Annotated in this window: 11 protein-coding genes; 8 read left to right on the forward strand and 3 right to left on the reverse strand. The window is 57.3% G+C overall.

Annotation, left to right across the window (positions count from 1 at the left end):
- The first annotated feature begins 291 nt into the window (after positions 1-291).
- The 7 genes from ACE2AA_RS00720 to ACE2AA_RS00750 all read left to right on the forward strand — a co-directional run bounded on the left by ACE2AA_RS00720 (position 292) and on the right by ACE2AA_RS00750 (position 10,124).
- Entirely contained in the window at positions 292-2,601 is a 2,310-nt protein-coding gene (locus ACE2AA_RS00720) for a TonB-dependent receptor (protein ID WP_395370651.1), read from the forward strand.
- A 79-nt stretch (positions 2,602-2,680) separates the two neighbouring features.
- Positions 2,681-3,979, forward strand: coding sequence for an MFS transporter (locus tag ACE2AA_RS00725; protein WP_395370652.1), 1,299 nt, complete (start codon positions 2,681-2,683; stop codon positions 3,977-3,979).
- Positions 3,980-4,002: 23 nt separating this feature from the next.
- Positions 4,003-5,319, forward strand: a complete 1,317-nt coding sequence (locus ACE2AA_RS00730) for a CapA family protein (protein ID WP_141262408.1) — start codon at positions 4,003-4,005, stop codon at positions 5,317-5,319.
- 124 nt (positions 5,320-5,443) lie between these two features.
- Positions 5,444-5,866: a VOC family protein gene (locus tag ACE2AA_RS00735; protein WP_141262407.1), complete on the forward strand. Its 423-nt coding sequence runs from the start codon at positions 5,444-5,446 to the stop codon at positions 5,864-5,866.
- Positions 5,867-5,875: 9 nt separating this feature from the next.
- Complete coding sequence (locus ACE2AA_RS00740) at positions 5,876-7,165, forward strand: Zn-dependent hydrolase (protein ID WP_141262406.1); 1,290 nt, start codon at positions 5,876-5,878, stop codon at positions 7,163-7,165.
- Between the two features lie 120 nt (positions 7,166-7,285).
- Entirely contained in the window at positions 7,286-8,233 is a 948-nt protein-coding gene (locus ACE2AA_RS00745) for an NAD(P)-dependent oxidoreductase (protein ID WP_141262405.1), read from the forward strand.
- Between the two features lie 991 nt (positions 8,234-9,224).
- Positions 9,225-10,124 (forward strand): MurR/RpiR family transcriptional regulator, encoded by a 900-nt coding sequence (locus tag ACE2AA_RS00750; RefSeq protein WP_141262404.1) that lies wholly within the window; start codon positions 9,225-9,227, stop codon positions 10,122-10,124.
- 32 nt (positions 10,125-10,156) lie between these two features.
- Here the strand turns inward: ACE2AA_RS00750 and ACE2AA_RS00755 are convergent, their stop codons facing one another.
- From ACE2AA_RS00755 to iolD, 3 genes are read right to left on the reverse strand one after another with little or no spacing between them, the layout of a single operon-like run.
- Positions 10,157-10,978, reverse strand: a complete 822-nt coding sequence (locus ACE2AA_RS00755) for an SDR family oxidoreductase (RefSeq protein ID WP_395370655.1) — start codon at positions 10,976-10,978, stop codon at positions 10,157-10,159.
- The gene (gene iolE, locus ACE2AA_RS00760) at positions 10,975-11,874 is read right to left on the reverse strand and encodes a myo-inosose-2 dehydratase (protein WP_141262402.1); all 900 of its coding nucleotides are present in this window, start codon (positions 11,872-11,874) and stop codon (positions 10,975-10,977) included. The genes ACE2AA_RS00755 and iolE overlap by 4 nt, the downstream gene beginning before the upstream one ends.
- Positions 11,875-11,879: 5 nt before the next feature.
- A complete protein-coding gene (gene iolD, locus ACE2AA_RS00765) occupies positions 11,880-13,751 on the reverse strand; it encodes a 3D-(3,5/4)-trihydroxycyclohexane-1,2-dione acylhydrolase (decyclizing) (RefSeq protein WP_395370656.1) in 1,872 nt (623 codons plus the stop codon).
- Between the two features lie 439 nt (positions 13,752-14,190).
- On the opposite strand from iolD, the gene ACE2AA_RS00770 reads away from it, so the two are divergent.
- Positions 14,191-15,627: an NAD-dependent succinate-semialdehyde dehydrogenase gene (locus tag ACE2AA_RS00770; protein WP_141298741.1), complete on the forward strand. Its 1,437-nt coding sequence runs from the start codon at positions 14,191-14,193 to the stop codon at positions 15,625-15,627.

Here is a 15,627-nt window from a genome sequence, read left to right on the forward strand (position 1 = left end):
ATGCGATCATATACGATATTGGTTACAACAAAATGCTTTTTATGGTGGTCTTTCTGATATGGATAAGGAGAAAATCATCATAAATCCGCAGTTTTTAGCCATTTATGTTCGGGACAAAAAAGTTATTGCATAGTTTTAATATCTTTTGAACCAAGAAGTAACGCCTGTTTGTTTTGAAGGGAATATGTTCTGAATACGCAACATGAGTGTTCCGATCTGGTCGCCCTGGTCGGTGGTATGGAACAGGAGTTCACGATGTTTGCGATCCAGCAGAAGCGACAGAAATCGGTTATGAAGCATGCGTTTCGCAGCTTCCTTATGTTGTCCGTCTATACCGGATGTGTGCCGGCCGAAGCGGCCCTGGCAGATGATGTAAAGGGTGCTGGGCATGGCAAGGCGCCGGTGGCATCGCATGCTGCATCCCCGGTATCGGTGCAGACCCATGCTGCGCCTGAAGTCATCAAGGTCACCCGTGGACGTCGCGCGTTCGCTTTTGGTGCGGACCAGCACAAGGCAGGCAATATCACCAACCTGACGGCGGAGGAACTGGTCACGCATCATGTCACTACCGTTCAGGATATCCAGAACCTTGTCCCGAACCTGACCATCCAGACCGAAGGCGGTTCCAACGTTCCGGATTATTATCTGCGTGGCATTGGCATGCAGGATTACACGCAGAACAACATGTCATCCGTCATGACCTATTTTGACGGTGTGCCCTATACCATTACGTCCATGAGCTCAGGGCAGATGTTCGATGTGGCATCCATTGGTGTCGAACCGGGCCCGGTGGGGTTTGAGCACGGACTGGCTGATACCGGTGGTGAAGTGCGGATCACCACCAACGACCCGACCAAGACCCTGCATTATGGCGTGTCGGAAGACATTGCCAGCTATGCCCGCAGCAAGACCAATTTCTATGTTTCTGCCCCGATCACCAGACGCCTGCAGTTCCGTATAGCGGGGCAGATGCTGCAGGGCGGTGCATTCCGCTACAACCGTGAAAACGGGGAATCGCTGGGCCGCGCAAACGAGGGCGCCCTGCGCGCCAAACTGGCCTGGCAGCCGGATGACAAGACGAATGTCAAGATAACGGGCAACTGGTCACAGGATTCGTCCGAGGCGGATGCGGGTTTCATTCTGGGGGATAACAGCAACATCCTGCCGCGTGACCGCGACATCTATGCCACCGGCTGGAACCTGAACCCGCAATACGCGAAACTGCTGGGCATTTCCCCCAAAAGTAAACCGTCGTACAATGATGTGCAGTGGGGTATCAATATTGATTTTGACCGTGACCTGGGGTGGAGCCACCTGACCACGGTATCGTCGTTCCAGCAGCAGCAGCGGCATGAATATATCGATCGTGATGCCGAAGCCTACCGTTCGGGGGATAGTTACCTGACGGGCAGCATGAATGTCTTTTCACAGGAAATCCGCCTGTCGGGTAATGTGCTCAATGACCGTCTGCACTGGGTCGCCGGCATGTATTACAACCGTGTGCGCGCATCGGGTGAAAACTGGTTCGATTATACTGACCGTCCCGGCAAGGATTATTTCCAGAACAGTGCCCATGAACAGCCGCAGCAGGATTTCGCGCAGTTCGTCAACCTGAGCTATAGCCTGACGCATAAGATCCGCCTGACCTTCGGCCTGGAACACCAGACCGATGACCGGCAGTTCATCAATGATGCCGTCTATCGTTACAACCCCACAACATTGGCCAAGACCTATACCCAGACATTTTCCAATCATGGCACCATGACGAACCAGTTTTCGGGCAAGGTCGGGATCAACTATCAGGTTCAGCCCAACGTGATGCTGTATGCCGATATCCGCCGTGGGGTGAAGCCAGGGGGCTTTACCGCCAACACCACCCTGACGGAACAGCAGGCAGCAGGCTTCAAGCCGGAATGGCTAATGGCGTATGAAGTCGGGTTCAAAAGCGAATTCTTCAACCATCGCCTGCGTATCAACGGCGCCGCGTTCTGGGATTCCTATCATGACCAGCAGTACTTCTCGTATATTCTGGTTCCCAACTGGGGCACTGTTGGCTCGTATGTAAATGTGCCGCGTTCGCACATTTTTGGCACGGAGCTGTCCATCAGCGCCAATCCGATCCGTGGTCTGACACTGACGCAGAATGTGGGCTATCAGCGCGGCACATATGATGATTTTCAGGTGCTGAACGTGCAGGCAGTCAGTGCATACAAAGCCGCGCATAATGAATGGAAGGCGTTTAACGACAGCTATAATGGTGCCGACATGGGTATTCCCAAGCTGACGCTGAACGGGACCATTTCGTACGAGACACGACCCGTATTCCGCAAATACGTCATCCGCATGGAAGGTGATTATTCATACCGTGGCGCGCAGGATACCGTGCCGCGCGGCACCGGCGGTTACCTGCTGCCGTCCTATTTCCTGATGAACGGCAGTGTAACCTTCCGTCCGGTCAAGGGGCCGTGGTCGGTCACGGCTTACGCCACCAATATCCTCAACCGTGACTACATCGTCAGCCGGACGCTTGCGACAACGGTCAACATGGGTATTTCCGGGCAGCCCCGGTTTGTCGGTGGCCGCTTCGCCTACAACTTCTGACCACCACGTAATGACCTGAAGCCATCTGCGGTTCCCACATGATCGGGGGACCGCAGGCCGGGAAAATGGGATGGGGCCAATGAAAGATATCCAGACAAGACTGTATCACCGCCTGAACTGGCGCATCATGTCATGGATTATCGTGATCTATCTGATGGACAGCATAGATCGCACCAATCTGGGGTTCGCGCGGGCCCATATTTCGCAGGATGTCGGGTTGACGGCAGCACAGTTCGGTTTTGCCGCGGGTATCTTCTTTATCGGTCTGGTCCTGTTCGAAATACCGATCAGCCTGCTGGCATCGAAAGTCGGTGCACCGAAAACATTCGCCCGCATCATGGTCCTGTGGGGGCTGACATCGGCTGCGACCGGTTTCATCCATGACCGGCAGAGCTTCTATATCCTGCGTTTCCTGCTAGGCGTGTTCGAGGCCGGTTTCGCACCCACCTGCACCTATTACCTGGCGCGCTGGTATCCGGCTGAACGGATGTCGGGCGTCATTTTCTGGCACCAGCTTTCGCTACCACTCGCCGGGATCATGATCGGTCCGGTATCGGGCTGGCTGCTGACGCATTTTGATCAGGTGGGCGGTCTTGCGGGCTGGCGGTGGATGTTCGTGATGGAAGGGCTGCCATCCGTTCTGCTTGGTTTCATCATCGTATTTGTCCTGCCTTCCACGCCGCAGGATGCAAAATGGCTTTCACCACGCGAACGCACGATAATCGAGGGATGGAGCGTGCGTGAGAACGTGCGTCACGGCACATTTTCCGCTGTTGTGCGCGATCCGGCGATTTACATGCTGTCACTGGGTTTTTTCGCGCTGATGGCCGGTATGTACATGCTGAATTTCTGGATGCCCTCCCTTATCCATGAAGCGGGCGTAAGCTCACCGCTTGCAGTCGGGCTGTATTCTTCCTTTCCCTATGCCGTCTCGGTTGCCTCCATGGCGTACTGGAGCGCGCGGTCGGACCGCAAAAAGGAACGCAGCTTTCACTGTTATGCCCCGGCGCTGCTGGCTGCTGGCTGCTTTCTTCTGACCACGGTCATACCGGATGTATTTGCCCTGCAGATGGTCGTGCTGGCGGGGGCGACGGCGGGGATCTACGCCTCATACGTCGTATTCTGGGCGCTGGCCGCCAACGTGTTCCAGGGCAGTGCCGCCACTGGCGGGTTCGCCCTGATCAATGCCATCGGACTATGGGGCGGTTTTGTCAGTCCCATGGTTGTCGGCAAGCTGACATCACTTACGGGCACCATGTCTGCCGGCATGGTGTGTATGGGGGGCACGGTGGCCGTGGGTGCCGCCATCCTGTGGTCGGTCACGCGAACCATCACCGGCACGCGTGCCGTGTCTGAAATACCTGCCGAAATTCTGTAATCATCAGCTGAAAGAAATAGAAAATGAAAGTCTGCCTGACTGGCGACAGCATTGTACTGCGGCGGTTGAACACGGATGTGGACCCGGTCTGCATGAAGCTGTTCGACATGATCCGTGACTGTGATGCGTCATTCACCAATCTGGAAATCATGCCCAGCGATTATCAGGGTGATCCGGCGCTGGATCATGGCGGGTCGCATTTCAGTGCACATCCATGGATTCTGGATGAACTGCAGGTTGCAGGCTTCGACCTGTTTGCCGCGGCGACCAATCACTGCCTTGATTACAGCATTTCGGGTCTGCGCCGGGCGATTTCGGAACTGAACCTGCGCGAGATCCTTTATGCTGGCGTGGGCCTGACGCTGGAAGAAGCGCGTCGCCCCGCCTATTACAGCCATCCTAACGGTACGGTTGGCATGCTGTCGTGCTGTTCCACCTTTGCCCGCGGGCAGGAAGCGGCGGACCAGACCCGCAGCATGCAGGGGCGGCCCGGCCTTAATCCGCTGCATTTCACCACGACCTATCAGGTCCGGTCGGAAGAACTGAAGATGCTGCGCAGCATCTCGACCGGTCTGGGGCTGGAAAAGATCAAGGAAGAGCAGATCAGGCTCGGCTTTGGCTATCCCGCGCCCGAAGGCACGCTGACACTTGATGGTACCCGTTTTGTCGAAGGTCCGGACACGCGTATCCTGACCACGCCCAGTCCGCGCGACCTGGAAGAAATCGGGCGCTGGGTGCGGGAGGCACGGGTCGTGTCCGATGTAGTGATTGTCAGCGTTCACACGCATGAAGTCGGTTACGACGAAAATGGCAATATCAGTTGGGAAAAGCCCGGTGCATTCCTTGAAACCTTCGCCCATGATGTGATTGATCAGGGGGCGGATATCGTGGTCTGCCACGGTCAGCATCTGCTCAAGGGCATGGAGATGTACAAGGGCAAGCCGATCTTCTACAGCCTTGGCAACTTTATTGGTCAGAATGAACTGGTCGATATGCTGCCTGAAGATTCCTATACCTTTTATAAGGTCAGCACCGACGTAACGCCGCATCAGGTGTACAAGACCCGCACGCAGAACGATACGAAGGGCTTCCCCGCCGACCGCCGCTTCTGGGAGACGCTGTTGCCTGTATGTGAATTCGATGGGGATGGCAGGCTGTCATCCATGGAAATCCATCCAGTATCGCTAGGACTGGGCAAGTCCGCGCATCGTCGTGGGCTGCCGTTTCTGGCGCAGGGCAGGGAAGGTCAGGAAATCCTTGAACGCTTCGCGGAACTGTGCCGCCCGTACGGGACGACATTCCGCAGCGAAGGCGGGAAGCTGGTGCTGGAGCAGGGTTAAAACTCTGCTTTCCACTATTGGGAAGATAGAAAACATTTCCTTTCGTATGAAGTCATATATTCATGTTATTTCGTGTAAAAGTCGCGTGATATGAATACGTTACATGTAATTTTATGGTGTATTCATGGTTAATCCCTTCCATCTTGCCTTCCCCGTCGATGATCTTGCTGCAGCACGGAAATTCTATGGAACCGTTCTGGGCTGCCCGGAAGGGCGCAGCACGGATACATGGATCGATTTTGATCTGTATGGACATCAGATCGTGACACATCTGATCCCCGATGCCTGCCATCGTAACGAGGGCAAGGGCGCGGTTGACGGCCATAATGTGCCCATTCCGCATTTCGGTGTCGTGTTGGACATGGATGACTGGAAAATACTGGCCGAGCGTGTGCGTGCCCATGGCGTTTCCTTCGGCATGGAACCGACCATCCGCTTTGTCGGGCTGCCGGGGGAACAGGCGACGATGTTTTTCTGTGACCCGGCGGGCAATGCGCTGGAATTCAAGGCATTCGCCGATATGACGCAGCTTTTCACCAAGCAGTAAGGATCTACAATGGCCAGTTCTCCCGTGTCCGCCACTGTCGTTCCTGTGCTGGATCCCGATCTGGGGCGCAGTGTGTTCGACAGGCTGCATGAAATCGGTTTTGACGGTCGGGGCATGACGCGCCCGTCCTACAGCGAGGGTGAAAACCTTGCTCATGGCGTGTTTGAAACCGTAGCTAGGGAACATGGCCTGGAGGTCCGCAGGGACTGGGCCGCCAACCTGTTTGTCACCCTGCCGGGTCGTAACCGTGACCTGCCGGTTGTCATGACCGGCTCCCATGCGGATACGGTTCCCTGTGGTGGCAACTTTGATGGTGCGGCCGGTGCCGTAGCGGGGCTGCTTGTACTATGCGCATGGGCACGGGCGGGGTATCAGCCCGAACGCGATGCCACTTTGATTGTGACCCGCGCGGAAGAAAGCGTGTGGTTTCCCCTGTCCTACCTGGGAAGCCGGACGGCCTTCGGCCTGCTTGACGCCACGGCACTGGCGACCCCACGCAGTGATGATGGCGTCAGCCTGCGTGACCACATGCTGGCCTGTGGCGCGCAGCCGGACCTGTGTGGCAGGGCGACAGTGCTGCAGCCCGCGCGGATCGACTGTTTTGTCGAACTGCATATCGAACAGGGGCCGGTGCTGATCGAAGCCGATGTGCCGGTCGGGATCGTGACGGGTATCTGTGGCAGCACGCGCTATCGTTCCGTTGTCATTCACGGGCAGTACGCCCATTCCGGCGCCACGCCGCGGCGGTTCCGCTCCGACGCGGTAATGGCGGGCGCAAGCATGATGATGGCGTTGGAAACGGCATGGAAACAGGTCGAAGCAGAGGGGGAAGAGATGACCCTGACCTTCGGCGTGTGCCAGACCGATCCGGCACAGGCCAACTTTGCCGCCGTTCCCGGCAGGCTGGAACTGGTCATTGACATCCGTTCGCGTGATGAAAACCTGCTCGAACGCATGAACGCGCTGGTCATTGAACAGGCGCGCCGGGCAGAAGCAGAATACAATGTGACGGTTGATCTTGGTCCGCGTACGCGCAGCACGCCGGCGATCATGGATGCCGTACTGCAGGCCGACGCGAAGAAGATCGCCTGCGCCCTGGATATTCCTGCCATTTCGATGCCAAGCGGGGCCGGACATGATGCGGCGACATTTGCGGGGCAGGGAATTCCGACCGAAATGTTGTTTGTGCGGAATGCCAATGGCAGCCATAACCCGGACGAAAGCATGGAATTCCCGGATTTCCTGAATGGCGTGCAGGTGCTGGAACATCTATTGCGCCAGCGCGCATCACGGGGCTGAATTGCACCTGTTATTTTAGTGGTTGCCAGATAGGCAGGCGGCAGGGAACGGGTTCAGGGAACCGGCTGTCTGCCCTGTTGGCATCCGCTTCCTTTTTTACGTGTAATGCGGATTGGACCAATGGCGACCTGTTTCATAACGCAACCCATTCACCTTAGGGCCGTCCGGTTCATGCACGAACAGGGATTCCAGACACGCTTCGCCAGTCAGCCAACCATGGAGGCGGTGATTGCAGAGGTCGGGGATGCGGAGGCAGTCATTACCCGTGATCTGGGCTTCAGCGCCGACGCCATTGCCGCGGCCCCCTGCCTGCGCATTATTGCCTGTCACGGATCGGGTACGAACCGGATTGCAGTTGCTGCTGCTGCCCGGCGCGGTATTCCCGTTACGCGGGCCGTCAATGCCAACAGCCGGTCTGTAGCCGAGATGACAATTGCCCTCATGCTGGCGGCGGCCCGCAGGATATGTGCCGCCGATACAGCCGTCCGGCAGGGAAACTGGGGTTTCCGTTATGAAGGTCCCGGGATCGAGCTGCATGGCAGGACGCTGGCACTGGTCGGGTTTGGGGCCATTGCACGGCATGTGGCGCAGATTGCAGGGGCGGGACTGGGTATGAAGGTCATGGCGTGGTCCCCCAGCGTTCCGGAAGATGTTTTTGCAGCCCATGGAGCCGAGCGTGTTGAGGATATTGGCGATCTTCTGCGACAGGCCGATGTGCTGTCACTGCATCGTCCCGGTGATGCATCCGGGCGACCATTGCTGGACCGTCACCATCTTTCATTATTGAATCCCAGCAGCCTTATCGTGAACACAAGCCGGGGTAGCGCAATTGATACGCAGGCCCTGCGGGATCTACTGGTTGCGGGAGAGTTGCAGGCCGCTGCGCTTGATGTCCTGCCACACGAACCCCCTGCACCTGATGAGCCAGCACTGTCAGCTCCGTCACTTGTTCTGACACCACATATCGGGGCAACGACCGAAGACGCTTTGGTGCGGATGGCGATGATGTGCGTCCATCAGATCATGGATTGCCTTGCAGGTAAAACGCCTGCTCATGTTGTATCGTAAACCTGTTCTCTGGGGGCTGACTGAAAATGAATTGATTGATTTCAGTCAGTTATGATTAACGGGTTTGTGATCACCTGGTGAAATCATGATGCCCCCTGGATTTAAGTCACCTGAGCACGGTATCGCTGCGATGACCTGCATGACGCGGAATGGATGTTAAACGGCATGAGTGTCCCCCTCCGGAAAGGGATCAGGCACTCAAAAATGCTCCCTTTCTGAAGAACGGAGGTCACGATGGCCTTCATAGTGAATGGAAGGCCGGTTTGGGATGCTTGTTGTAAAGACAACAGAAAAAGATCCGGCGCACGCGTTTTATCGAAGGAAAGGCGATCCGCCGGAACCTTGGGATATCGTGACAGATATTATGCAAGGTGATCCGGTCGGGGCAGACATCCTTCGACCATCACCGTGAAAGACAGCATCTTCCCGGAATTGCTGCGCGGAAGGGAAGATTGTACGCTTTCCTTGAGGAAAACGTGGAGCGTCGGACCCTCGAACGGCTGAGCCTCAGGTCATGGCGGAGCTGAATTTGCATGGCCGAAAGCCGCCTGTGATGAACTGATGACCCATGCCGCCAAAAGGCAGTATGTTGCGCCGGCAGGTCATAGGAAAACCGATTCAGGCCGAAATACGTGAAAAGCAGGCCCGGTCGGTACGCTGCCATGATGCATCTGTCCCATAGAGATTCCTTCTACTCGCGGGAAAATAATGCATCATCAAGCCCTGGGACGAAACACCTACGGTAGTGCCTGTTTTCAATGCTCTTGCTGCATGCGGGAGTGCAGCCTATATTCCTTCAACGAAATCCCGAAAAAAGCGGTTGCCTTATGACCGGCATCGTTATGGAAAGCGGCATATGGTCAAGTAGCCAGAAAATATTATGGTATTACGCCGTCTCCGCCGGTAGGAAAGGCGTTGCGATCATGATGTTAACGTGGCGCGGGCGCCATCGGCCCGGGGCATGTTGTCCAGAATCGATAGTCAGGAAGTAATGAAGGTATCGAAAAAAAAACAGGCAGAGATCCCACATTCTCCTCCGGTCACATATGAGGAACTGATCCGCGTCATCCATGACCGATATGCCCGGTTGAGCAATTCCTACCAGAAGATTGCCCTGTATATCACACAGAATCCGAATGATGTCGCTGTTGATTCTGTCCATGTGGCTGCCGAGAAATGCGGCGTGCATGCGTCAGGCTGCGTCCGGTTCGCGCAGTCCCTCGGGTATCAGGGGTTCAAGGACCTTCAGGCCGTATTCCGCCGTCGCCTGTCCACGGCAGCCCTGGGGTTCAGCGCCCGTGTCAGGGCACTGGAGGAAGAACTTGATACGCGTGAGGACCGGAGCGAAATGGGATTCATGCATGACCTGATCATGCGTGATATCTCATCGTTACAGGAATTGCTGGCCAATGTGACTGCAGAACAGATTGCGCAGGCAGTTGACCTTATGGACCGGGCCGATACGATTTACCTGATCGGTCAGCTACGTTCCGCGCCGGTGGTTGAACTGTTGCGCTACATGCTGACAATGCTTGGTAAACGCGCGGTCCTGCTGGATGCGGCGGGCGGTCTTGCAACCCACATGGCCCGGGCGATCCAGCCAACGGACATGCTGTTTGCTGTTTCATTCCGCTTCTACGCCAGTGAAGTCGTCAATATTATGGAAGAAACCGCGACCCGGAACATACCGGTAGTGGCGATCAGTGACAGCACCCTTTCGCCCCTGGCACGCAATGCAGACGTGCTGTTTTCTGTGCCAGAGCATGAATATACGTTTTCGCGCTCTCTGGCGGCGCCCATGTGTCTGACACAGGGACTGATCGTAGCTCTTGCATCACGCCTGCAAAATGAATCCCGCAAGCCCCGGATCCCCGTCGTTACACAAAAATAACGGATGCTGCGATGGAACCGGGGCTGGGTGGATCAGACGGGCCAGCGCATCGGCCCGTCCGGAACGGGCATGCCACGTGCGGTTGCGCCCCAGACGGACTGATCGAAATTCACGATTGCGCCTGTCATGAGACCGGCATCGTCAGAAACGAGGAAGTTTACGGCACGGGCCACTTCCTCCGGTGCGACAAGTCGCCCGAAAGGAAGCCCGGCGGCGGCTTTTTCCATCCAGTCAGGATCATTCGTCTCGGCTGCCTGGATTTCGCGTTCCTTGTCCGACGCCATCCAGCCGATATTAAGCTGGTTGACGCGGATCCGGTTGGCCATGACGGAAAAGGCCGTATTGGCAGTCAGCGTGGCCAGTGCCCCCTTTGACGCGCAGTAGGCGCTAATGAATGGCTGGCCCGACAGCGCCGAGATGGAACCGATATTGCAGATTGCCCCTTCGGTTCCATCATGGATCATGTGCCGGATTGCTTCCTGCATCAGGAAATATGGCCCACGGACGTTGGTTGCGAAAATGCGGTCAAACAGGTCGGGATCCGTATCCAGTATGGTGCCCCGCTGCGTCAGCGCGCCGGAATTCACCAGCACATCCAGACGGCCAAAACGGTGATGCGTCCGGGCGATGACCGCCCTGCAGTCTGCGACGGATACAAGATCGGCGCGGATGAAGAATACGGGCACGCCGAAACTGTCCGAAATCTCCTGCGCCACGGCCGTTCCACGGGCCTCGCTTCGTCCCGTAATGGCGATACCTGCCGCACCTGCTGCGGCCAGGCGGCGCGCGATAGCCGCCCCAAGTCCCTGCGTGGCCCCTGTGACCACGCATACCCTGTCATCCATCCGGTTCATGACGCGACCCTGTATTCCGCCTGCGCCATAAGCTGCATAAGGGCGGCGTGTCCCTTACGGGCCATTTCCAGCGGTGGGTTGACGGTCGGGTCCTGCTCGGCCTCGACAACAAACCAGCCTTCATACCCATAGGACGCAAGGCGTTCGATAACAGGCAGGAAATCGATCGAACCATCACCCGGTACGGTAAAGGCACCCTTTACGACCGCGTCAAGGAAACTTTCGCTGCTGCGGTCAAGGCGATCGATCACGGCGTTGCGTACATCCTTGGTATGCACGTGGCTGATGCGGGTATGGTGCCTGTCGATTACGCGCAGCAGATCGCCACCCGCGAAATACATGTGTCCGGTATCAAACAGCAGGTGCAGCGCTTTGCCCGAATGTTTCATCAGCAGGTCAAGCTCGGTCTCGGTCTCGATCGGGGCGGCCATATGGTGGTGATAGGCAAGGGGCATGCCTTCATCGGCGCACCATTCGGCAAAGACCGTCATCCTGCGACCATAGGTGCGTATGTCCTCTTCCGAAAGGCGCGGTTTGGTCGTCAGCGGGGCGGACCGTATCCCCTGGATCGAACGGGCGGTTTCACCGTAAACGATGCATGGCGCACCAGCGGCAATGAAAAAATCCATCTGGGCGCGGATGCGGTCTTTCTCCGCTTCCATGTCTCCATCCAGCAGCAGTCCGGAAAACCACCCCCCACACACTGAAATGCCATAGCGTTTCAGGGTCGGTCCCAGTTCGTTCATGTCCATGGGAAAGCGGCGTCCCGTTTCCATGCCGGTAAAGCCTGCCTCACTGGCCTGGCGCAGGCATTCCTCAAGACTGACATCATCGGACAGTTCCGCAAGGTCGTCATTCCACCATGCGATCGGTGCGATACCCAGTTTTGCCTTCATGGTCATTACACTCCCACACGCTGTTTCGCGCGGATTTCTTCTTGTTGTTTTCTTGCCGCCCGCACGGATTCGCGGGTGGAGACTTCCGGGACACCTACATCCCATTCCGCATCGCCTGGGGTCCAGGCGTGGGCGTCCGTGGTGATGGAAAGGATGGTGGTCCGGTCCGTGGTCCTGGCCCATTCCAGGGCCGCAGACAGTTCGGCCATGCTGTCGCACTTGCGTGCCAGCGCGCCCATGGATTCGGCATGTTTTACAAAATCGACATGCAGGGGGTGGCTGGGATTCTGCACGTGGCAGTCAACAAGCAGGTTGTTGAAACCGGGCACGCCCTTGGCCTGCTGCAGGCGGTTGATGACCGCGAAGCCACCGTTGTCACAGACCACAACGATCATCTTATGGCCTGTCAGCACGGTGGAATAGATGTCGGAGTTCATCATCATGTAGGTGCCGTCACCAATCATGACGATGGGCGTGCCACCGGTTCCACCCGGCCCGCTACTGGCCATGGCATGGCCCCAGCCTGCTGCGATCTCGTACCCCATGCACGAAAAGCCGAATTCAAGGTCAAAGCTATTGGGGGCCTTGACCCGCCAGCCCTTGCACACTTCGCCGGGCAGGCCACCAGCTGCGGTAATGATGGTATCATTTTCCCCTGCCGCATCATTCACCGCGTGCACAACCTGTGCATATGTCGGCACGGGCGCGTTGGTGGGCGCCTGCAGTTTCGTCAGCAGGTCATCCCATTCACCAAACAGATGCCGTGCGCGCTGCATGCGTTGTGGGTCCGCCTTCCAGTCCCCCAGCAGCGCGTCGAATTCGGTTATGGTTTCCAGCGCGTCGCCTACAACCGCCAGCGCACGATGCTTGACCGCGTCAAACCGGGCCGTGTTAATGGAAATGAACCGTGCCGTCTGGCTGAATACGGTCCATGATCCGGTCGTGAAATCCTGCAGTCGCGTACCGATCGCCACGATGACATCCGCATCCCCCGCCAGTGCATTGGCCGAGGTGGAACCGATAATGCCGATCGGCCCCGCATGCGCTTCATGATAATGCGTGACGCTGCCCTTGCCCGCGATCGTTTCCACAATCGGGATGCCACGTTTTATTGCAAATGCGGCAACCGCGTCTTCCGCCAGTGAATACCGCACGCCGCCGCCTACGATCAGGAGTGGTTTCCTGGCCGTTTTCAGCAGGTCCACCGCCTGCGCCAGCCTGCGACGGTCCGGCCGGGGACGGGAAATGGCCCATACTTTTTCTTCAAAGAAGGTGACAGGATAATCAAAGGCGATTTCCTGAATATCCTGCGGCAGGGAAATAAAGGCCGGTCCACAATCACCCGGATCAAGCATTGTTGCCGTGGCCTGCGGCAGGGATGGAAGGATCTGCGCCGGGTGCATGATCCGGTCCCAGTAGCGGGTCACGGGCCGGAACGCATCATTGACCGTTATTGTGGGATTATTGAAATGTTCAACCTGCTGCAGGACCGGATCGGGCAGGCGGGTTGCGAATGTATCGCCAGCCAGCAGAAGTAAAGGCAGACGATTCGCATGCGCGGTGCCGGCGGCTGTCACCATATTCAGCGCGCCCGGCCCGATGGAGGACGCGGCGATCATGACCTGCCGTCGTCGCCGGGCCTTGGCGAAGCCCGTGGCGGCCAAGGCCATGGATTGTTCATTCTGTCCGCGCCATGTGGGGAGTCTATCCTGCACGGCTTCGAGTGCCTCGGACAGGCAACTGACATTGCCATGGCCAAAAATGCCAAAGACACCAGGAAAAAGCGGGACGCGCTGACCGTCGATTTCGGTGAACTGATTAACCAGCCATTGCACGATGGCCTGGGCTGTAGTGAGGCGGATTGTCGCCTGTGTCATTTCTGTTTCCTCCCTTGGCGGGTTGCGGTCACCATATCTAATTGCAATATACATTGACAACACAATAAATACGCAACATTAATTGCAAATGTAAAAAAGGAAGAGAGGAGCTTGCTGATCCGGCCCGATGACTGGGAAAGCCGTCCAACAGACGCAGGCGGATTGCTGGCTTGCCGGTGGTGAACGCCGCAATGCCGGGGCGGTTCACAATATTCCCATGGCTGCGTTGATGGGACGGATGCCCGTTTTTTGTCGGATGCATGGAAAAGATGGTTCTGGTGCCGTCAATGCTGACGGATATGTGTTGGGCGGCAGGGCCAGAACGGGACTGATGGGCAGTTTTACCTGCGGGCGTGCATGACGTTCCGCCTGCTTCCACCGCAGAGGCGATCAGGTCAGTCGCCGTATGTCGTGTCACAAAAATAATGAGGGCCCAATAATGTACACGAATTTCGGGTTGTTTATTGATGGCGAATGGCGTCAGGCGTCGGAAGGAAAAACCGAACCGGTCATAAGCCCGGTATCAGAAAGTCCACTTGGCGAAGTGCCCGGTGCTGGCGTGGTGGATACGCAGGCTGCCATTGACGCGGCACATATGGCGCTGGCGCGATGGTCCACCACGCCCGCCCATGATCGCGCTGAAGCCCTGCATGCTATTGCCAATGAAATGATCCGGCGCACGGAGGAAGCAGCCCGGATGATTTCCAGCGAAACTGGCAAGCCGCTGGCGCAGTCGCGTCGGGAATGGGGGCTGAGCATTGACCAGTTCCGGTGGTATGCGGAAGAAGCCCGCCGTATTTATGGGCGTATTATAGAAAGTCGCGTGCCGTCTGGCCGTTTCGAGGTCAGTCATGAACCGGTCGGCGTTGTCGCGGCGTTTACGGCATGGAACTTTCCCGCGTCCCTTCTGGCGCGCAAGATAGCGCCCGCGCTGGCGGCGGGCTGCCCGGTCATTGCCCGGCCGTCTTCCCAGACACCGGGTACCGCGATGGTCATGGTTGACTGTTGTCGGGCGGGAAACCTGCCGCCGGGTACGGTCAATCTGGTCGTGGGGTCTACGGATGCAACCTATCGGCCGATCATGGCGTCCAGGCTTGTGCGCAAGGTTTCACTGACCGGTTCCACGCGCATCGGGCAGCAGATGATCCGTGATGCAGCGGATACAATGAAAAAGGTGTCGATGGAACTGGGCGGGAATGCACCGCTGATCGTCTATGATGACGCCGATCTGGATATGGCCCTGAATACCGCAGCACAGGCGAAATTCGCCAATACCGGCCAGGTCTGCGTGGCGCCTGACCGTTTTTTCATCCACGACCGCCTGCATGATGCGTTTGTGAAGGGGTTTGTTACCCGCGCGAAGGCGATCAGGCTGGGGGACGGACTGGATGATGGCGTGGACATGGGCCCGCTCATCAACGGGCACCGCCTGGCGGAAATGGAGGCCATTGTTGCCGATGCCGTGGCTGGTGGCGCAAAGGTGAATACCGGTGGCCAGCGGCCCGCGGGGTTCAATAATGGTTATTTCTATGAACCGACGGTTCTGACCGAAGTAACGGATGACATGCGCGTGATGGTGGATGAAAACTTCGGGCCGATTGCCGCGATTACCCGTTTTTCAAGTGATGACGAAGTCCTGACCCGCGCCAATGCGTCCGACATGGGGTTGGCCGCCTATGCCTTTACCCGTTCGCCCGTACGGGCGCGCCGCACGGTGGCGGAGCTGAAGGCGGGCATGGTCGGAATCAATTCCACGGCTCTTGCGGCAGCCGAGGCCCCTTTTGGGGGCACCAATTTCTCCGGCATGGGCCGGGAAGGGGGCAGCGAGGGCATTCTTGATTATCTGGATGTAAAACTGGCACAGGTGGTATTCTGA

It is taken from the genome of Komagataeibacter diospyri (assembly GCF_043995075.1).
In the GTDB taxonomy this organism is placed as follows: Bacteria; Pseudomonadota; Alphaproteobacteria; order Acetobacterales; family Acetobacteraceae; genus Komagataeibacter; species Komagataeibacter diospyri.

Coding starts and splice junctions, on each gene's coding strand:
- ACE2AA_RS00755 (WP_395370655.1), bottom strand. CDS start 10,978: ATGAACCGGATGGATGACAGGGTATGCGTGGTCACAGGGGCCACGCAG.
- ACE2AA_RS00725 (WP_395370652.1), top strand. CDS start 2,681: ATGAAAGATATCCAGACAAGACTGTATCACCGCCTGAACTGGCGCATC.
- ACE2AA_RS00720 (WP_395370651.1), top strand. CDS start 292: ATGAAGCATGCGTTTCGCAGCTTCCTTATGTTGTCCGTCTATACCGGA.
- iolE (WP_141262402.1), bottom strand. CDS start 11,874: ATGAAGGCAAAACTGGGTATCGCACCGATCGCATGGTGGAATGACGAC.
- iolD (WP_395370656.1), bottom strand. CDS start 13,751: ATGACACAGGCGACAATCCGCCTCACTACAGCCCAGGCCATCGTGCAA.
- ACE2AA_RS00730 (WP_141262408.1), top strand. CDS start 4,003: ATGAAAGTCTGCCTGACTGGCGACAGCATTGTACTGCGGCGGTTGAAC.
- ACE2AA_RS00735 (WP_141262407.1), top strand. CDS start 5,444: ATGGTTAATCCCTTCCATCTTGCCTTCCCCGTCGATGATCTTGCTGCA.
- ACE2AA_RS00745 (WP_141262405.1), top strand. CDS start 7,286: ATGGCGACCTGTTTCATAACGCAACCCATTCACCTTAGGGCCGTCCGG.
- ACE2AA_RS00770 (WP_141298741.1), top strand. CDS start 14,191: ATGTACACGAATTTCGGGTTGTTTATTGATGGCGAATGGCGTCAGGCG.
- ACE2AA_RS00740 (WP_141262406.1), top strand. CDS start 5,876: ATGGCCAGTTCTCCCGTGTCCGCCACTGTCGTTCCTGTGCTGGATCCC.
- ACE2AA_RS00750 (WP_141262404.1), top strand. CDS start 9,225: ATGAAGGTATCGAAAAAAAAACAGGCAGAGATCCCACATTCTCCTCCG.